The following is a 17,792-nucleotide window of genomic DNA, read 5'->3' as shown; positions in this document are numbered from 1 at the left end:
TCGTCTGAAAATACCGGAGGCTAAGACGATGTATTATTTAATGCGCAATGCATTACCCTTATTACAGCGAGGGAAGCCGTAATGGCATCGCTACCAAAAACACCAGCATTTCGTCTCGATAATTGCCGCGCGCTGGTCACCGGGGGTTCCCGCGGCATTGGTTTTGCGGCAGCCATCGCGCTGGCGCAGGCCGGGGCGGAGGTCTGGATTGTTGCGCGCAATGCCGCACAGCTCAGCGACGCAACGGAATCCGCCGCGCAGGAAGATCTGCGGCTGAATCCCGTCACTCTTGATATCACCGATACGCGGCAGGTCAGAGAGACGCTGGCCGGACTGCCCGCCTTCCATATTCTGGTGAACAGCGCGGGCCTGGCTCGTCATCAGCCGTTTCTGGATGTCAGCGAGGAAAACTATGACGCGGTGATGGATCTTAATCTGCGTGCCACCTTCTTCTTCAGCCAGCAGGTTGCCCGCAGAATGAAACAGGAGCACATTGCCGGCTCGATTATCCACATCTCCTCTCAGATGGGGCATGTGGGCGGTCCTTCCCGCAGCGTTTACTGCGCCTCGAAGTTTGCGCTTGAAGGGCTGACCAAAACCATGGCGCTGGAGCTGGGGGATGCGGGGATCAGAGTGAACACTTTGTGTCCGACGTTTATCGCCACCGAGCTATCGCGCGCGAATCTGGCCGACCCGGCGTTCCGCCATTATGTGCTGGATAACATCAAGCTCAGGCGGCTCGGCACCCTTGAGGACGTGATGGGGCCGGTGGTGTTTCTGGCCTCGCCCGCCTCGGCGCTGATAACCGGTGCCGCTCTGCTGGTGGATGGAGGGTGGACGGCAACATGATTCAGGATAATCACGATATTCCACTGGTTTTACTGGGCGGCACGCTGTGCAACCACCGGCTGTGGCAGCCGGTCATCGAACGGCTCAACGTCAGTCAGGTGACCAGTATTGCCGTCAGCGGCGCAGATTCCGCGCGGGAACTTTCTTCCCGATTGCTCGAGACTTTGCCGCCGCGATTTTGCGTGGCGGGTTTTTCCCTCGGGGCTATGGTGGCGCTACAAATGCTGGCCGAAGCACCTGAACGCCTCGCCGGACTTGCCCTCCTCTCCGTCAATCCGCTGGCTGACTTGCCCGCTAACGCGGTCGGACGGCATGCGGCAGTTTTGGAAGCGAAAGCGCTGGGGGCGGGACGCTGGGTGAGCGAAAAGATGTGGCAGAAGTACGTCGCGCCGGGGCACCAGGACGATGCTGGCATGCGTTCGGTTATAGCAACCATGGCTGACGAGTCCGGCATCAAAGCCTTTTCCCGGCAAACAGAAATAGCGATTTCCCGCGCCGACCACCGCGCCGCCCTGGCGGCTTTCAGCAGACCAACGCTAATCCTCAATGGCGCACATGACGCCATTTGTACCCCACAACATCACCAGCTCGCCGCCGAAGCGGCTAAAACCGCACGCTGGCTAACCCATGCAGATAGCGGGCACTTTCTGCCGCTGGAAGCCCCTGATTGGGTTGCCACGACCCTGCGCACATGGATTAAGGAGTCAAAGACATGAGAAAAAATTCGCTCAAAGAGGCCTTTCGCCAGCAGCAGCCGGTAATTAACGGCTGGCTGGCCATCCCTTCAGGCTACAGCGCTGAAATCGCCGGTCATCAGGGATACGATGCCGTCACCGTTGATATGCAGCACGGCATGATCGACTTTGCCAGCGCGCTCGCCATGCTGCAGGCCATTTCCGCTACTCCTGCCACGCCGCTTGCCAGGGTGAACAGCAACGATCCCGCGCAGATCATGCGCCTGCTGGACGCCGGGGCCTGGGGGATTATCTGTCCGATGGTTTCCACCCCTGAACAGGCGCAGCAGTTTGTTGCCGCCTGCCGCTATCCGCCGCTGGGTAACCGCTCATTCGGCCCCGCGCGCGCCCTGCTCTACGGCGGTAAAGATTATCCGCAGTATGCCAACGAGGAGATCCTGACGCTGGCGATGATTGAAACCCAGCAGGGGCTGGACAATCTGGACGCGATTCTGGCGACCGACGGCCTCGACGGCGTGTTTATCGGCCCCAACGATCTCTCGCTTACCCTGACCGGCAGCGCCAGCGCGGAATCACAGCATCCGAAAATGTTAGCCGCCGTTGAGCTGGTCGTGGCCCGCTGCCGGGCGCACAACAAAGTCGCCGGTATCTTTTGTACCTCCGGCCAGGCCGCTGCGAAGCGTCTGGCAGAAGGCTTTTCTTTCGTTACCCCCGCCAATGACGTCATGCAGCTTGGCCGCGCTTCCCGTGAAGCCGTGGCTTATGCACGCGGTGAAACGCCGTCCGCCAGCGGCTCTTCAGGCTATTAAGGAGAACAACATGCAATACGTAACACTGACTCAGGAAGAGGCGCGCCGTCGTCTCGTGCTTCCGGAAGACCGGGTTTCATGCCGCGTGGCGTTTATCGACTGCAAGCTACCTGGCTCGCATCTCAAGGAGAACTATTCGTTCGTCGGGCCGGGTGTCACCCAGTCCGCCTCACAGGTGGTGAATATTCCTGAAGCCCACGGCTTTAATATCGGCGCGGCAGCCATGCCGAAAGGCGTGACCAACAACCTGCATCTGCACTTTACCGCCGAAGTATTCCTGATCCACGAAGGGAGCTGGCGCTTCCGCTGGGGGGCGAACGGCGAGCATGAAGCAGAGTTCAGCGCCCCGGCTATTCTGTCGATCCCGACGTGGATTTTCCGTGGTTTTACCAACGTCAGCCCGCAGGATACCAAAGGCATGGTGTTTACCGTGCTCGGCGGCGACAATACGGGCGGGATTATCTGGCATCCGTCGATTCTGGACGCAGCGAGCGAGTACGGCCTGTATCTCAGCCGTGACAACATGCTGATCGATGTCGAAGCTGGCGCGCCGGTTCCTGCGGAAAACGAGCGGCTACAGCCGCTTGCTCCCGAGCAAATTGCAGCCCTACGTGATTACTCAGTTGAAGAGATGAGCCGCCGCGCGGTCACCGGTGAGCAACGAGCGTGGTCGCATGCTGGCCTGCTGGACTCGGTTCTGCCCGGTCACGGCGGAGAAATTGCCCCGGTTATCGGCTTCGGCATCTCCCAGGATCGCAACAGCGCGCCCGCTATCGTTAACCCGCACGGTTTTTCCGTTGAGTGGCTGCGCATCCAGCACGACCACCGTGTCGGCCTGCACTGCTGCCCAGAGACTCAGGTGCTGATGGTGTTTAAAGGCACGCTGGAAGTGACCTGGAACCGTCAGGGTGAGGAAGTCTCCGTCGTGGCAACGGAAGGTTCGGTGATCTCCGTGCCGGGCGGAAGCTGGCGTCAGTACCGGGCCACCGACGGCGTAATGGAGGCAACCCTGACCACCAAAGGCGACCAGCGAAAACGCCTCTACTGGGACAAAGACGTTATCGAACGGGCACGGGAAAATGACCGCTGCCTCGACCCGGACGGCTACGTTGCTATCGCCAGTATCTTGCCCGCTACCGCCCGTCGCGCGGGGCTGAAAATCGAACAGCCCGTATAATTATCCAGCAAGGGTCCTTAAACGGACCCTTAGATTGCTAACAAAGAAGGAAAAAGCGTGGTTTTTCCTTCTTTGTGGTTAGCAGCCGAAAATCAATGAATTGATTTTCCTTGTGATTTATTCGGTGAGATCTTTGCGACACTCATTCGCTTTAGGTTTGTCATCAGTCTGAAGGTCAGGGTCCTTAAACGGTCCCTTTTTCTTTCCGGAAGCTTTATAGAAAGCAGTTTCTGCCGCACAATTCCCCCCTTTACCCGCTACGCTATTGTTTATGCACCGCTTAAATCATTTCCCGGACATTCAAGGCATGCTCAGACGGCTGGTTTTCGCCGTCGGGATCGGTATTGCCTCCGCCCTCGTGGTCTGGCTGTTTCGCCAGTCGATGTATCTGCTGGAAGGTCTGTTTCTTGGCGACCATAGCGGCAGCCTGGTTGCCGCAGCGGCGGCGCTGCCGTCGTGGCGCAGGCTGATAACCCCGGCGATGGGCGGGCTGCTGGCGGGCCTGCTGCTGTGGGGCTGGCAACGGGCGACGCGGCAGCGACCGGGCGCGCCAACGGATTATATGGAAGCGATTGAAACCGGCGACGGGCGGCTTGACGTGCCCGCAAGCCTGGTGAAATCTGCCGCCTCACTGCTGGTGGTAGCCAGCGGCAGCGCCATCGGGCGCGAAGGGGCGATGATTTTGCTGGCGACCGTCTTCGCCTCGGTGTTCGCCCAGCGCTTCACGCGGAACGATGAATGGAAGCTCTGGGTGGCCTGCGGGGCCGCCGCCGGGATGGCGAGCGCGTATCACGCGCCGCTGGCGGGCAGCCTGTTTATTGCAGAGATCCTCTTTGGCACGCTGATGCTCGCCTCACTTGGCCCGGTGGTCATTGCTGCCGTTACCGCTCTTTTGATAACAAATCTTCTTAGCGGCGGACAAACGCTGCTTTATACCGTCAAAATGCTCAACGCACCGGTTCCCGTCCAGTATGGCCTGATGGGCATCCTCGGCGTACTGGCAGGTATTGCCGGCCCCCTGTTCCTGTGGATGATGGCAACAAGCGGCGAACTGTTCCGTCGCCTGCATCTGACGCCGCCGTTACAGCTGGCGCTCGGCGGGCTGATTGTCGGCATGCTTTCGCTCATCACGCCGCTGGTCTGGGGTAACGGCTACAGCGTTGTGCAGTCGTTCCTGTCACGTCCTCCGGCGCTGCTTTTCGTGGCGGCTATTTTACTTTGCAAACTGGCGGCGGTGCTGGCAAGCAGTGGTTCGGGTGCGCCCGGAGGGGTATTCACACCTACGCTATTCGTGGGGGCGGCGCTGGGGATGCTGTTCGGACAGGTCTGTGGATTATGGCCTGCCAGCGGGGAGTCGGTGGCTATACTGATGGCGTTAACCGGCATGGCAACGCTGCTGGCGGCAACAACGCATGCGCCGATAATGGCAACATTGATGGTTTGTGAAATGACCGGAGAGTTCTCGCTACTCCCCGGTTTACTGGTGGCCTGTGTTGTCGCCTCCGCGCTGTCGCGCTGGCTACGCCCCCACTCGGTTTACCGTCAGGGTGCCGCTGAGCACGGATAGATCGATATAGTGCGCCAGCTCGCGCTGTTCGGCGCGCGGCAGATAAGGCAGTTCGCCCATCAGCGGTCCCGGCAGCTTTTTGCTAAGCACGTCGATGATTTCAGCATAGTGCGCCAGACCCGGATTGATACGGTTCGCCACCCAGCCCACCAGCGGCAGACCATCGTTGGCGATAGCCTGGGCGGTCAGCAGAGCGTGGTTGATGCACCCTTCCTGAATCCCCACCACCATCAGCACCGGCAACTGCTCCTGAACAACCCATTCCGACAGCGGACGGAGGTCGTTCATCAGGCTACGCCAGCCGCCCGTCCCCTCGACAACCACATGGTCTGCCTGTCGGCTCAGGTTCTGCAAACCATCGGACAGCAATGTGTAATTGATTGGGCAACTGTGGCTGACGCTGCTCTCCTCTTCGCTCAAAGCAATAGGATTGATTGCGCTATACGGCAAGGTGAGAGAAGAAACGCTCTGCAAAACCAGCGCGTCTTTATTTCGCATTCCTTCCGGCGTCTCTTTGCTTCCTTTGGCTACCGGCTTGTAGCCGACAACACTTTTGCCACTGGCTGCCAGCGCCTGTAAGAGCGCGCGTGACACCACCGTCTTGCCGACTGCGGTATCGGTACCTGTGATAAAGAAACGCTTAAGCATGATGACTCCCGAGGGCAATACGCTAAAAATTTTATTTAAAAATGAATAGTTCAGTGGCGGAAGTCTAAGAGATGAGGCGAAAGGCCAATTTGAGATAGCGCAACATTTATTGCATCAATGGAAATGATTATCCTTGCAGGAGGCGAATCAGTAACGAACCGTTATACATTGCGTCCTTGACCAGCGCCGCCCCGGCCATCGTGCCGCGATGACTATACTGCGTGCTTTCCACCGCAATATGCTGGCTATAGGCGGGAAGCGCCTGTTGGCGAATGCTATCGGCGATGGCCGGATGCAATATTTCCGCCGCTCGGTTCAGCGGGGAACCTATCAGAATAACTTGTGGATTGAACAAATTAACCATGATGGCAAGAATGCGGCCGACGTTGACCCCCACGCCGAGAATGATATCTTTCGCCAATAGATCGCCCTGTAAGGCCGCATCGCAAAGCGACTCGACGGTCAGCGGCTGGCCGTGGAGCATCGAACCCATCGATTGGTTCATACGCTGCTGGGCCAGCTCAAGGATACTTTCAATACTGGCAATCGTCTCCAGACAGCCGTGATTCCCGCAGTAGCAGCGTTTGCCGTACGGGTCGACCTGCGTGTGGCCAATCTCGACGAGGCTGCTGCTACCCGCATGCAACAGACGCCCGTCCGTGATAACGCCAGCCCCGACGTTGTGATCGATAACAACCTGAATGACATCACGCGCGCCACGCGAGGCGCCAAACAGCCCCTCCGCCATCGTCCACGCGCTGATATCATGCTGAATAAAGACCGGCACCCCCGTGTGGCTCTCCAGTTCTTCACCCAGCGGCATATCGCACACATCATAAAACGGCATGCGATGCACGATGCCGCGCACCGTATCGATAATTCCCGGCAGGGTAATGGCAATCGCGGTGAGACGTTCGAGCTTGTCCTGATGGCGGATAAAAAACTGATCGACCTGGGCGATAACGCGCGACAGCAGCGGGTTCGGGTCGTCCAGGGGAAGAGAAACGGTGTCCTCAACAATAAGCTGGCTGCTGAGATCGTGCAGCCCAAGAGAGATTTCGCCGCGATTAATCCGCACGGAAAGGTAGTGCCAGGCTTCCGTTTCCACCATTAAACCTACGGCGGGACGACCGCGGCTTCCTGGGTCCTGAATTTCGGTTTCCTGCACCAGGTGCGCTTCGAGCATTTCGCGAACAATTTTGGTGATGCTGGCAGGCGCGAGCAGCGCCAGGCGGGAGAGATCGATGCGCGAGACCGGGCCATGCTGATCGATGAGACGGTAAACCACCCCCGCATTGGTCTGCTTAATCTGATCGATGTGTCCCGGCTGGCTGTCAGCAACCACGTGCGACTCCCTTTATTTTCGCGCTTCGAAATAATCTTTGGGCTATGGTTAAACACTTCAGGCAAAGGAGTCAAATATTTGCGTAGGGTTGTGATTTGACGCACATATTTAACCTTAAACTAGCTGTTTATTTCCTAAATTCGCTTCGGTCAACAGCGTGCTGATGCGAACCGCGGCGGCGCTAAGCTCCCGATGTTTTGGCCAGACCAGCCACATTTCTGACTGCGCCTCTGGCTCCCTGAGGGGGAGCCAGACGACATCGCTTAGCTGCACGCGCTTAAATGACGCGGGCAGAATGGAGACGCCCAGCCCGGCGGAGACCAGCCCAATGATGGTCATCGCCTCGCCGACCTCCTGCGTGATATAGGGTGAGATTCCGTTACGGTGTAACAAACCGATGATGTCATCATACAACCCCGTCCCGACATGGGCATCAAAGAAGACAAAGGGCTGCGAGGCCAAATCCTGGAGCGAGATATCGGTCGCGGTCGCCAGGGGGTGATCGCGATGCACCATCCCCAGCAGGGGTTCGCGCAGCACCAGCTTCCAGTCCAGCGTCTCCGGCAGACGCGTATTACGCATCAGCCCAAGCTCCAGCTCGCCGTCATTAAGCGGTGCAATCTGCTGGCGGGTATTGATTTCGCGCATCTGAATATGCACGTCCGGGTAGCGCTGGCGAAAGGTCGACAGGCTGTCCGACACGCTCTTAATAAAAGGAGCCGAGGAGGTAAATCCGATGCGCAGCTCCCCCGTCTCGCCGTGATGTAATCGTTCGGCGCGCGCCGCTGCCGCATCCACCTGGCTCAAAATCTGCCTGGCATCGCTCAGATACTGCGTCCCGGCCGCCGTCAGGCTGACGCTGCGGTTAGTTCGTGCCAGCAGCCTTGCACCAATTTGCTGTTCCAGGATCTGAATTTGCTGGCTCAGCGGCGGCTGCGAAATACGCAGACGCGCCGCGGCCCGGCCGAAGTGCAGCTCTTCGGCCACCGCCACAAAGTAACGCAAATGTCGTAATTCGATTGTCATATCTTATAAGTATCAATTGAGATTATTAATATATTAGACATAACATTTACATTTTCCTACTCTGCAATGAAAGACATCACGCAGCGCAACGCACGCAGTAAGGATTGATTTTGAGCCGTATATCCTCCGTCAGCACCGCTCCGGCACAGGACGTTGACGAACGAATTTCAGCCAGTTCCCCTCTTTATATTAAGCGCGGAACGCCGCAGTTCATGCGCGTCACCCTCGCACTCTTTTCCGCCGGGCTTGCTACCTTTGCTTTGCTCTATTGCGTGCAGCCCATACTGCCGGTGCTTTCACAGGAGTTTGGCGTCACCCCTGCCAGCAGCAGTATCTCCCTTTCCATTTCTACCGGCATGCTGGCCATTGGCCTGCTGTTTACCGGCCCGCTGTCCGATGCGATTGGCCGTAAACCGGTGATGGTCACCGCCCTGCTGCTGGCCTCCTGCTGCACATTGCTGTCGACCATGATGACCAGCTGGCACGGCATCCTGATAATGCGAGCGCTAATTGGTTTGTCGCTCAGCGGCGTGGCGGCAGTAGGCATGACCTACCTGAGCGAAGAGATCCACCCGAGCGTGGTGGCTTTCTCTATGGGGCTGTATATCAGCGGTAACTCTATCGGCGGCATGAGCGGACGCCTGCTGAGCGGGGTGATAACGGACTTCTTTAGCTGGCGCATCGCCATCGCCGCCATCGGCTGTTTTGCCCTGGCTTCGGCGCTGATGTTCTGGAAGATCCTGCCTGAATCGCGGCACTTCCGCCCTTCTTCCCTGCGTCCGAAAACGCTGTTTATCAACCTTCGTCTGCACTGGCGCGACCAGGGTTTACCGCTGCTGTTTGCCGAAGGCTTCCTGCTGATGGGGGCGTTCGTTACGCTGTTTAACTACATTGGCTATCGGTTGATGCAGGCCCCATGGTTCCTGAGCCAGGCCGTGGTGGGCCTGCTGTCCGTTGCTTACCTGACGGGCACATGGAGCTCCCCTAAAGCAGGCGCGATGACCGCGAAATTTGGCCGCGGCCCGGTGATGCTGTTTTCCATCGGCATTATGCTGCTGGGGCTTCTGCTCACCGTCTTCTCGCCGCTTGTCGCGATCTTTGGCGGCATGCTGCTGTTCTCCGCCGGCTTCTTTGCCGCGCACTCCGTCGCCAGCGGCTGGATAGGTCCGCGCGCCAGACGAGCCAAAGGTCAGGCCTCCTCACTCTATCTGTTCAGCTACTACCTGGGATCCAGCATTGCCGGTACCCTCGGTGGTGTGTTCTGGCACCAGTTTGGCTGGAACGGCGTGGCCGGTTTTATCGGCTCTCTGCTGGTGGTTGCCCTGCTGACCGGCACGCGTTTGCATCATCGCACACACTAACCACCGTCGGGCCTCGTGTTTATTTACGCTTTTTGTTATTTTCGCTGCGTCAATAATACTCGCGAGGCCCTATGGAAAAGCAAAACTATAACCATCTCACCCGCACCTTCCGCCGCCTGTCCCGCTTCGGTCATCTCTCTGCTATCGCTGGCTGGGATATGTCTACTTATATGCCACCAAACGGCAGCACCGCTCGCGCTGAGGCGCTGGCCGAGCTGAGTGTCCTGCAACACCAGATTCTGACCGATAAGAAAACGGTCACTTTCCTGCAGGCCGCGGCTCAGGAAGATCTTAATGACGTCGAACGCGCGAACCTGCGTGAAATGACTCGCCAGTATCAGGAAGCCGTAGTGTTACCTGACTCGCTGGTTGAAGAGAAGTCGCTGGTTGGCTCCCGCTGCGAGCACGGCTGGCGCACGCAGCGTCCGGCAAATGACTGGCAGGGTTTCGCGACCAATCTGAAAGAGGTTGTTCGCGTCAGCCGCGAAGAAGCCAGGCTGCGGGCCGATGCTAAAGGGAAATCCCCATATGATGCCCTGCTCGATCTTTACGAGCCGGGTATGACGAGCGAAAAGCTGGACGTGGTGTTTGGCGACCTGCGGAGCTGGTTACCAGACCTCCTGCAAAAGGTTGTTGATAAGCAGTCCAGTCGGCCAGCGGTCGATCCTGTCGGCCCGTTTGCTACCGGGACTCAGCGAGAGCTGGGCCTGGACACCATGCGGATGCTGGGCTTTGACTTTAATGGCGGCCGCCTGGACGTCAGCGCACATCCGTTCTGCGGCGGCGTGCCGGAAGACGTCCGCATCACCACCCGCTATGACGAAAGCGATCTGATTACCTCGCTGTTTGGCGTGATCCACGAAACTGGCCACGCCAGCTACGAACAAAACCTCCCGCGCGAGTGGCTGGGCCAGCCGGTGGCGCTTGCTCGTTCAACCGCCATTCATGAGTCCCAGAGCCTGTTCTTCGAAATGCAGCTGGGGCGCAGCAAAGCGTTCCTCAACCTGCTGCTGCCGAAGATTATTGCTCGTTTCAGTAACCAGCCAGCTTTCGAGACGCAAAATTTCATCGCCGTGAACCAGCGCGTAGAACGAGGATTTATCCGCGTGGATGCCGATGAAGTGAGCTATCCGGCGCACGTCATTTTGCGCTACGAAATTGAACGTGCATTGATTGATGGCGACATCGAAGTGGACGATATCCCCGCGCTGTGGGATGAGAAAATGCAGCACTGGCTGGGCCTGTCCACCAAAGACAACTACCGCAACGGCTGCATGCAGGACATTCACTGGACGGACGGTGCCTTTGGCTACTTCCCGTCATACACCTTAGGGGCAATGTACGCCGCCCAGCTGTTCAATGCCGCCAGCCGTGCCCTGCCACAGCTTGAAAGTGATATCGCCGAAGGAAGTTTCACCGCGCTGTTCGACTGGCTGCGTCAGAATATCTGGCAGCACGGCAGCCGATTCACCACTTCGCAGCTGATGACCCATGCCACCGGTGAAGACCTCAATCCGTTGTATTTCCGTCAACATTTAGAATCACGTTATCTGTAACCTCCTGCGCCGGGAGCCACGGTTCCCGGCGTTTTAACACGCCTCGTCCCCTCTTCGTACATTGCGTTACACGCCGATACCAATCACTCACTGAAGGCGCTGAGCCACAGGCCTATAGTCATCTCAACGGCCCCATCGTGGGGTTACATAAAAACCAAATTCGAGGATGTCGAGATGAATAAAGTATTAGCGCTGACCGTTGCTGCACTGATGGGTTTATCTTCCGCTGCTTTCGCTGCTGAAACTGCTGCTGCGCCGGCACCTGCTGCGACGGCGACCACACACGCTAAAGCACCGGCTAAATCTACCCACCATAAAAAACACAAAAAAGCAGCTACCGAGCAGAAAGCTCAGGCCGCTAAAAAGCACCACAAAAAAGCAGCCGTAACGACAGACGCGGCAAAACCAGCTCAGAAAGCCCAGGCGGCTAAAAAGCACCATAAAAAAGCAGCCGCAGCCACGGCTAAACCAGCTGCAGCCAAACCAGCCGCACAGCCAGCAGCTTAAGTTTATCGGGTTTATCCCGCTGAACGACCTCCCCCATAAAAACACCCGGCTTGCCGGGTGTTTCTTTCTGGAGTTTCTTAGGGGGACAGGCGTAGCGTCATCTGCTAGTGACGCTCGCGATGTCGGATGCTGCTGCGCTTATCCGATCTACGACAAAGGTTCATTAACTCGGCTTGCCGGGTGTTTCTTTCTGAAGGGCGGATGATGCTGCGACGCTACGGTTTTGAAATCATCCTCTCGCTGCTGATAATCTGCGGCGTCATTACCTTTAGTTTCTGGTTTTAGGAACGTAGCACCCTGTTTTTACTCCCACTTTCAGCGTTACCCGTCTATAGTTACCCCATTCAGCGGGTTTATACATAATCAGAATTAATCGCCCCATCAGAGAGTGATATGCAAAAAAAAGTAATTTTGCTGCCAGGAGCGTTGTTGTTAATTGCGGCCCTCGCCCACGCTGGTGATAACAGCGCGGCGGATGTAAAAACGTTGTTTTTTGGCAACGATGACCGTGTGCGTGTCGCTAACCCGGCTGACAGTCCGTGGGACGCCATCGGCCAGTTAGAAACCGCCAGCGGCAATCTCTGCACGGCCACACTGATTTCCCCCCATCTGGCGCTGACCGCCGGGCACTGTCTGCTACAACCTCCACGCGGTAAACCAGATCGGGCGGTCGCCCTGCGCTTCATCTCTGATAAAGGGAAATGGCGCTACGAAATTCATGACATCGAGGGTCGCGTAGAGAGCACCCTCGGTCGTCGGCTGAAGCCGGATGGTGACGGCTGGATTGTGCCGGCAGGCGCTGCCCCCCATGATTTTGGGCTGGTTATTTTGCATAACCCTCCTTCCGGGATTACCCCATTGCCCCTCTTCGAAGGCGATCGCGACGCCCTGACCCAGCTGCTGAAATCGCAGGACAGAAAGGTCACGCAGTCAGGCTACCCTGAAGATCATCTCGACGATCTTTATACCCACAGCGACTGCCTGATCACGGGCTGGGCTCAGAAAACGGTGCTCTCGCATCAGTGCGACACCCTGCCCGGCGACAGCGGTTCACCTTTGATGCTGAAAATAGATAACGGCTGGCAGCTGATCGCCGTACAAAGCTCAGCCCCCGCGGCGAAAGATCGCTACCGCGCCGACAACCGGGCAATCTCCGTCACCGGCTTCCGTGACCGGCTGGAGCAGCTGGCGACACAATAGTTAGTCCCGCCACTGCTCCCGTAACGGGTCATATATCGGCACTGGCTGAGCAACGCTCACAGACTGCGATGATACATCAGGCAAATTTTATGATGACCATGCCCACTAACAATACGGCCAGTCCCAGCCAGCCTTTGCGGTTCAGGCGTTGACCAAATAAGATCCAGCCTGCGGCCACGGTGGCGACAATGCCAAACCCACCCCATAGCGCGTAGGCAACGGAAAGTTCAATACCTTTGACCGCCTGGGCCAGGGCGCTGAACGCCGCAAGAACCGACAGTAAAGAGAGCACGCCGTACCCCAGACGGCGGAAGCCATCCGACTGTTTAAGAAAAATATTCGCCGCGATTTCAAGCACTATTGCCAGCAGCAGCCAGAGCGCGTGTACCCATTCAAATGACGGCATGATCGCCTCCACGCTCTGTTTTATCGTCGCGATTCGTTTTGGTACTGGTCCCCGATTTAATTAAGACAATCCCAATGACCAGCGTCGCTAACCCGGTAATTTTTAATGCAGAGATGGCTTCATCGAACAACAAAACGCTGAACAGCGTAATGAACAGAATGCCCACCCCTTCCCACATGGCATACGCCACGCCCAGCGCAATGCGCTTAATAGAAAACGACAGTAAAATATAAGAAAGGGTAATCATACCCAGCATGAAAATATAACCGAGGTTACTGTCGTTCACGCTCGACCATTTCATCGACAAGGTGCCAATAATTTCCGTGGCAATTGCCAGTCCTAATAAAATCCAGTAAATCATGATTTCTCTCCTGACAGAGAAAATAACGGTGCAACAGCATGCAATATCGCCAACGGCGACAGGCAGGCTAAAAATAGATCGTCAAAAAACCTTACAGCGCAAGCGTTTTGCGTGCAGGAATATGCAGGAGAGCGGGACTACAGCGCGTTGCGCCAGTGTTGTTCACCAGCCAGGGATAAAGCAGAAGAGAGGATGACGCGGTGGTTCATTAATAACGTTCTGAACAGCTTGTTCGCACTCATAATGTCCATGATTTTCACAACATATCCGCGGGGGTTGCTTCTCATCAGTTGCGGATAGTCAATTGTCCTCGGTAGTTAAACACGCCGGATTTATACCATATTTAAGGAATGTCCTGCCGCCCTTTTTCACTTCTTTACTTTGCCGGACACTAAAATAATTGTGTCACGCGGCCCCCTTCCCCGTATTATATCGTTAACAAAGGATAAATTATTCGCGCAGGCAAAAGCGGCGGCGATTTTTTTCCTCACCATGATGTGGAGAATCTCGTTACATGGCAAAACCCATTATTACCCCTGGCGGATTAAAAGCTGTCATTATGGCTGGGATGCTGATCATCATTATGGCCGGCGTGAAAGTGGCCGCCGATATGATCGTCCCCTTTATCCTGGCGATGTTCATCGCGGTCATTCTTAACCCTTTGATCCGTCGTCTGGAACGTTTAAGGGTGCCCCGAGTTCTGGCGATCTCGTTTGTCGTCATGGCGATAGTGATGCTGATGGTGCTGCTGCTGGCCTATCTTGGCACGTCCCTTAATGAGCTGGCGCGAACCCTGCCGCAGTACCGTTCATCATTGATAGCTCCGCTGCTGGCGATTGAACCCTGGCTGCAGCGCGCCGGGATCGCGGTGTCGGTGGATGAGCTGGTTAAATATATCGACCCGAACGCGGCAATGACGCTGGTCAGCAGCCTCATTACCCAGCTTTCCAATGCCATGACGTCCGTCTTCCTGCTGCTGCTGACCGTGGTGTTTATGTTATTTGAGGTGCCGCAGCTGCCGCTGAAGCTTCAGCAGTTAATGTCACGCCCTGCGGAAGGAATGGGAGCCATTCAGCGTGCGCTGGACAGCGTGAGCCAGTATCTGGTGCTGAAAACGGCTATCAGCCTGGTCACGGGGCTGGTGGTCTGGATCATGCTCGCCACGCTGGAGGTGCGCTTTGCCTTTGTCTGGGGGCTGCTGGCCTTCTCGCTCAACTATATTCCGAACATAGGTTCCGTACTGGCTGCCATCCCACCCGTCGCGCAGGTGCTGGTCTTTAGCGGCTTGTACGAGGCGTTAATCATTGTTGCCGGCTATCTGGCCATCAATCTGGTGTTCGGCAATATCATTGAACCGCGCATCATGGGACGCGGGCTGGGCCTGTCGACGCTGGTGGTTTTCCTGTCGCTGATATTCTGGGGCTGGCTGCTCGGCCCGGTGGGCATGCTGCTCTCTGTCCCGCTCACCATCGTCGTCAAAATTAGCCTGGAGCAAAGTGAAGGCGGCAAAGGGATTGCCGTACTGCTGAGCGATATGTCGAAAGCACAGCGTTAACCGCCGCAGCCAGCCTGCATGCTGGCTGCCGTTTCATCTTTTTTTCATCGTTTTTGAATACTCCACGCAAAACTAAACGCTCGTTTTGATAAACGCTTATTTTTTTCTTCGTCAGGTGATAGCCTTTGCGAACACGGGTGTATTAAATTCAAACAATAATGATATAATAAGGTGATATATGATAATGATGTTGGGAGAGAAGATGGGACGCATTCTTCTGGATCTGTCTGATGAAGTCGTCAGCCGCCTTGATGAGTTAAAAAAACGCCGCAATCTGCCCCGTGCCGAGCTTCTGCGGGAAGCCGTCGACCAGTATCTTGAGCGCCAGGCACAAACGGTGTTCACCCATGCCTTTGGGCTATGGGGCGAGCGTAAAATCGATGGCCTTGAATACGAACGTCTGCTCAGGGAGGAGTGGTCATGACCCGTGAAGCCGCCGTTTTTGATACCAATATCCTTATCGATTATCTCAACGGCATCCCCGAAGCAAAAGCCACGCTTGCCGCCTGGAACAACAAACCGGCTATCAGCGCCATCACCTGGATGGAGGTGATGGTAGGGGCCAAAAAATTTGGTCAGGAAGGCGCTACCCGCCATTTTTTAACGCAGTTCGAAGTCTTGCCGGTCAGCCAGGCGGTCGCGCAAGAAGCGGTTGGGGTTCGTACTCAGTTTGGCATGAAACTGCCGGATGCGATTATTCTTGCCACCACCCGCGTTAACGGCAGGCGTTTTGTCACGCGAAATAGTAGAGATTTTGAACGGGTACCCGGCGTCGTACTGCCCTATTAGTCCCCATAGAATATTGAGGTGTTGAATTCAGGCTGAACGTGAGATCGCCGAAACCAACACCTCACCCAGCCCCTACAGGCTGTAACCCGGTTTTCTGGCTAACGTTTCAAGCTCCGGGCCAATCTCCACGTCGTAGACCTCTTCCTTCCAGCGCTCCTGCTCTACCGGGATCAGCGCCACTGATAATGAGCCGTCCTTCGAGCCAAAGTGCTTCTTCACCATCTCGCAGAGGTCGTCTGCCAGGGCTTTTTTCTGTTCTTCGTTCAGTTCACGCGGGAAATGCTTAACGGTAATATGCGGCACAGGTTGTTCTCCATTATGGTGTTATTGATTTGTCTTGTTGTATCACTACATTAAACGCAGCCGTAAATGTATCAAGCCCGATACCCTGCTGTTTATCGTCGAGGCGTAAACCGAGTTGTGCTTGCAGCGCCTGATACACCGCCACGGCATCGGGCAGCGCCTGTTTCTGGCCCGCCACATTCAGCTGATTGTTGCTCAGCGTGATGGTCTGACCGGCGGCCACTTTCAGGCAAACCGTTAAGTTATGTCGAAAATGCGATGCAGGCCAGGTGGCAACATAGTGATTCGCCACTTCGTAATCGGCAAAATACTGCGTTTGCAGATCGAAGCGGTACAGCGGCAGCCATTCGCTCCCTTCCCTTACGCTCAGCAGATAATCTTCATCAATAAGCGAAAGCTGATAGACGCCGTGCGGGGTAGTTTGTTCGCTGTTCCGTTCCAGCTTAATCGGGGATGTCAGCGTTTTACCACCAAACCCTACGTCCGCCAGCCAGCGTTCGTCACCAAGGGTCACCAACTGCAGGCGATGGGTCCTGGGCGGCATTTCCGGCGGGCGCATAATCACCACCCGCGCGCCTAAGTCTTCAACCTGGAACCCAATGTCCACCAGCGCCCGCCGCAGCAAAGCATTTTGCTCATAGCAATAGCCGCCTCGTCCACCGGTGACCAGCTTCGCGAAAACGCTGTCATCATCGAGCTGAATCTTTCGTTCGAGCAGGACGTCGAGGTTTTCAAAGGGGATGGCACAGGTGTGGCGCAGATGGATCTGCTGCAACGTTTTTAAGTCCGGCGCGTAGCCACCGCTAAACTGAATACGCGCCAGATAGGCATCAAGATTAAAGGGCATAAACAGGCTCCGCTGTGTTAAGTGAGTCCACTATAGCGAAACTGCGGCGGGCCATATGATCGTTGGTGCGATCGCTACAGCTCGTTGCGGCTGATAATCTCCTGCAAATCTTCGCGCTCACGAACTTTTAGCGCTATCGCATACATTTTCGGCGTATTTTTTTCAAACCACGCCTGCCGTGGTCGCCAGCTAATCATTGCGGCGAGGTAAGTATCCAGTAACGAGATGTGGTCGCCGAAGACGTACGGCCCGGCACCAAGCTGCGATTCCAGCCACAGGTAGAGCTGCTGGCGATATCTGTTGGTGCTGTCACGAAGCTCGAGGGCGCTACCCGACGTCCAGCGTTCAGGGTAGTCGCCGTAAGTGAATGTGGGATAGACGTTAGCGACCAGCCAGATCAGCAGCCGGTGAAAACGCTGCCGTTCAGCGGATCCAACAGGCGGTGCCAGCTCAGGGTGGGCATCCAGCAGCATGAGCGCAATGGCGGCTGTTTCCGTGACGACAGTGCCATCGTCAAGCTTCAGCGTCGGCACCTGCCCCAGCGGGTTCAGCTCAAGCAAAGCATCACGCTGCGGCCCCGGCGCATCAAACCCCTCTACGTTTACCCAGCGATACTGCTCTCCCGCCAGCACAAACATCATTTCAACAATCGCCGATCCGCACCCCGGCGCGCCATAGAGCTTCATCATGACGGTATCCCCTCTGATGTGATCAACCTATAAACCTTAGCGTAAATCCGTTGCCACCTTTCAGCAACGTATGAATAATAAACAACTCATTTCGCATTCTGA

Annotated in this window: 22 protein-coding genes; 13 read left to right on the top strand and 9 right to left on the bottom strand. The window is 56.4% G+C overall.

Annotated elements, in window-relative coordinates; genetic code table 11:
* The first annotated feature begins 81 nt into the window (after positions 1 to 81).
* From HYQ67_RS10540 to clcB, 5 genes are all read left to right on the top strand, one after another.
* Positions 82 to 849 carry an SDR family NAD(P)-dependent oxidoreductase gene (locus HYQ67_RS10540; protein ID WP_202303642.1) on the top strand — a complete coding sequence of 256 codons (768 nt, stop codon included), beginning with the start codon at positions 82 to 84 and terminating at the stop codon, positions 847 to 849.
* Positions 846 to 1,565: an alpha/beta fold hydrolase gene (locus tag HYQ67_RS10535; RefSeq protein WP_202303641.1), complete on the top strand. Its 720-nt coding sequence runs from the start codon at positions 846 to 848 to the stop codon at positions 1,563 to 1,565. The genes HYQ67_RS10540 and HYQ67_RS10535 overlap by 4 nt, the downstream gene beginning before the upstream one ends.
* Positions 1,562 to 2,353 carry an HpcH/HpaI aldolase family protein gene (locus HYQ67_RS10530; RefSeq protein ID WP_202303640.1) on the top strand — a complete coding sequence of 264 codons (792 nt, stop codon included), beginning with the start codon at positions 1,562 to 1,564 and terminating at the stop codon, positions 2,351 to 2,353. Before HYQ67_RS10535 ends, HYQ67_RS10530 begins: the two co-directional genes overlap by 4 nt.
* Positions 2,354 to 2,363: 10 nt before the next feature.
* Complete coding sequence (locus HYQ67_RS10525; RefSeq protein WP_202303639.1) at positions 2,364 to 3,530, top strand: cupin domain-containing protein; 1,167 nt, start codon at positions 2,364 to 2,366, stop codon at positions 3,528 to 3,530.
* A gap of 271 nt (positions 3,531 to 3,801) precedes the next feature.
* Positions 3,802 to 5,097 (top strand): voltage-gated ClC-type chloride channel ClcB, encoded by a 1,296-nt coding sequence (gene clcB / locus HYQ67_RS10520; RefSeq protein ID WP_202303638.1) that lies wholly within the window; start codon positions 3,802 to 3,804, stop codon positions 5,095 to 5,097.
* Here clcB and bioD read toward each other — a convergent pair.
* From bioD to HYQ67_RS10505, 3 genes are all read right to left on the bottom strand, one after another.
* A complete protein-coding gene (bioD, locus tag HYQ67_RS10515; RefSeq protein ID WP_202303637.1) occupies positions 5,050 to 5,745 on the bottom strand; it encodes a dethiobiotin synthase in 696 nt (231 codons plus the stop codon). The genes clcB and bioD overlap by 48 nt on opposite strands.
* 127 nt (positions 5,746 to 5,872) lie before the next feature.
* Entirely contained in the window at positions 5,873 to 7,090 is a 1,218-nt protein-coding gene (mlc, locus tag HYQ67_RS10510; protein WP_202303636.1) for a sugar metabolism global transcriptional regulator Mlc, read from the bottom strand.
* A 114-nt stretch (positions 7,091 to 7,204) separates the two neighbouring features.
* The gene (locus HYQ67_RS10505) at positions 7,205 to 8,116 is read right to left on the bottom strand and encodes a LysR family transcriptional regulator (RefSeq protein WP_202303635.1); all 912 of its coding nucleotides are present in this window, start codon (positions 8,114 to 8,116) and stop codon (positions 7,205 to 7,207) included.
* A gap of 110 nt (positions 8,117 to 8,226) precedes the next feature.
* Here HYQ67_RS10505 and HYQ67_RS10500 point away from each other — a divergent pair, with 110 nt between their 5' ends.
* The 5 genes from HYQ67_RS10500 to HYQ67_RS10485 all read left to right on the top strand — a co-directional run bounded on the left by HYQ67_RS10500 (position 8,227) and on the right by HYQ67_RS10485 (position 12,740).
* On the top strand, positions 8,227 to 9,477 hold the full coding sequence (locus HYQ67_RS10500) for an MFS transporter (protein ID WP_202303634.1): 1,251 nt from the start codon (positions 8,227 to 8,229) through the stop codon (positions 9,475 to 9,477).
* Between the two features lie 71 nt (positions 9,478 to 9,548).
* Complete coding sequence (locus HYQ67_RS10495; RefSeq protein ID WP_202303633.1) at positions 9,549 to 11,033, top strand: carboxypeptidase M32; 1,485 nt, start codon at positions 9,549 to 9,551, stop codon at positions 11,031 to 11,033.
* A 174-nt stretch (positions 11,034 to 11,207) separates the two neighbouring features.
* The gene (gene asr, locus HYQ67_RS10490) at positions 11,208 to 11,540 is read left to right on the top strand and encodes an acid resistance repetitive basic protein Asr (RefSeq protein ID WP_202303632.1); all 333 of its coding nucleotides are present in this window, start codon (positions 11,208 to 11,210) and stop codon (positions 11,538 to 11,540) included.
* Positions 11,541 to 11,666: 126 nt separating this feature from the next.
* Complete coding sequence (gene ydgU / locus HYQ67_RS24485; RefSeq protein WP_489146062.1) at positions 11,667 to 11,825, top strand: small membrane protein YdgU; 159 nt, start codon at positions 11,667 to 11,669, stop codon at positions 11,823 to 11,825.
* A 108-nt stretch (positions 11,826 to 11,933) separates the two neighbouring features.
* Positions 11,934 to 12,740, top strand: coding sequence for a trypsin-like serine peptidase (locus HYQ67_RS10485; RefSeq protein ID WP_202303631.1), 807 nt, complete (start codon positions 11,934 to 11,936; stop codon positions 12,738 to 12,740).
* A gap of 76 nt (positions 12,741 to 12,816) precedes the next feature.
* On the opposite strand, the gene mdtI is transcribed toward HYQ67_RS10485, so the two are convergent.
* The 3 genes from mdtI to HYQ67_RS24200 form a co-directional block, all read right to left on the bottom strand.
* Positions 12,817 to 13,146 carry a multidrug/spermidine efflux SMR transporter subunit MdtI gene (gene mdtI / locus HYQ67_RS10480; RefSeq protein ID WP_202303630.1) on the bottom strand — a complete coding sequence of 110 codons (330 nt, stop codon included), beginning with the start codon at positions 13,144 to 13,146 and terminating at the stop codon, positions 12,817 to 12,819.
* Positions 13,133 to 13,507 (bottom strand): multidrug/spermidine efflux SMR transporter subunit MdtJ, encoded by a 375-nt coding sequence (mdtJ, locus tag HYQ67_RS10475; protein WP_237391187.1) that lies wholly within the window; start codon positions 13,505 to 13,507, stop codon positions 13,133 to 13,135. Before mdtJ ends, mdtI begins: the two co-directional genes overlap by 14 nt.
* Before the next feature lie 137 nt (positions 13,508 to 13,644).
* Positions 13,645 to 13,758 (bottom strand): protein YdgV, encoded by a 114-nt coding sequence (locus HYQ67_RS24200; RefSeq protein WP_431355436.1) that lies wholly within the window; start codon positions 13,756 to 13,758, stop codon positions 13,645 to 13,647.
* A 263-nt stretch (positions 13,759 to 14,021) separates the two neighbouring features.
* Here HYQ67_RS24200 and HYQ67_RS10470 point away from each other — a divergent pair, with 263 nt between their 5' ends.
* The 3 genes from HYQ67_RS10470 (at position 14,022) to HYQ67_RS10460 (ending at position 15,851) form a co-directional block, all read left to right on the top strand.
* Complete coding sequence (locus HYQ67_RS10470; protein WP_202303629.1) at positions 14,022 to 15,062, top strand: AI-2E family transporter; 1,041 nt, start codon at positions 14,022 to 14,024, stop codon at positions 15,060 to 15,062.
* A 184-nt stretch (positions 15,063 to 15,246) separates the two neighbouring features.
* On the top strand, positions 15,247 to 15,486 hold the full coding sequence (locus HYQ67_RS10465; RefSeq protein WP_202303690.1) for a ribbon-helix-helix domain-containing protein: 240 nt from the start codon (positions 15,247 to 15,249) through the stop codon (positions 15,484 to 15,486).
* Positions 15,483 to 15,851, top strand: coding sequence for a type II toxin-antitoxin system VapC family toxin (locus tag HYQ67_RS10460; protein ID WP_202303628.1), 369 nt, complete (start codon positions 15,483 to 15,485; stop codon positions 15,849 to 15,851). Before HYQ67_RS10465 ends, HYQ67_RS10460 begins: the two co-directional genes overlap by 4 nt.
* Before the next feature lie 72 nt (positions 15,852 to 15,923).
* Here HYQ67_RS10460 and pptA read toward each other — a convergent pair whose 3' ends face one another.
* The 3 genes from pptA to HYQ67_RS10445 form a co-directional block, all read right to left on the bottom strand.
* Positions 15,924 to 16,154: a tautomerase PptA gene (pptA, locus tag HYQ67_RS10455; protein ID WP_202303627.1), complete on the bottom strand. Its 231-nt coding sequence runs from the start codon at positions 16,152 to 16,154 to the stop codon at positions 15,924 to 15,926.
* A gap of 13 nt (positions 16,155 to 16,167) precedes the next feature.
* Positions 16,168 to 17,001 (bottom strand): arylamine N-acetyltransferase family protein, encoded by an 834-nt coding sequence (locus HYQ67_RS10450; RefSeq protein ID WP_202303626.1) that lies wholly within the window; start codon positions 16,999 to 17,001, stop codon positions 16,168 to 16,170.
* 74 nt (positions 17,002 to 17,075) lie between these two features.
* Positions 17,076 to 17,690, bottom strand: a complete 615-nt coding sequence (locus HYQ67_RS10445) for a glutathione S-transferase family protein (RefSeq protein WP_202303625.1) — start codon at positions 17,688 to 17,690, stop codon at positions 17,076 to 17,078.
* Between the last annotated feature and the right edge of the window lie 102 nt (positions 17,691 to 17,792).

It is taken from the genome of Dryocola clanedunensis subsp. sulfonylureivorans, from assembly GCF_016756775.1.
Taxonomy (GTDB): domain Bacteria; phylum Pseudomonadota; class Gammaproteobacteria; order Enterobacterales; family Enterobacteriaceae; genus Dryocola; species Dryocola clanedunensis.
Note: the sequence above shows the minus strand (reverse complement) of the source record. Positions and strands in the feature narration are given on the sequence as shown.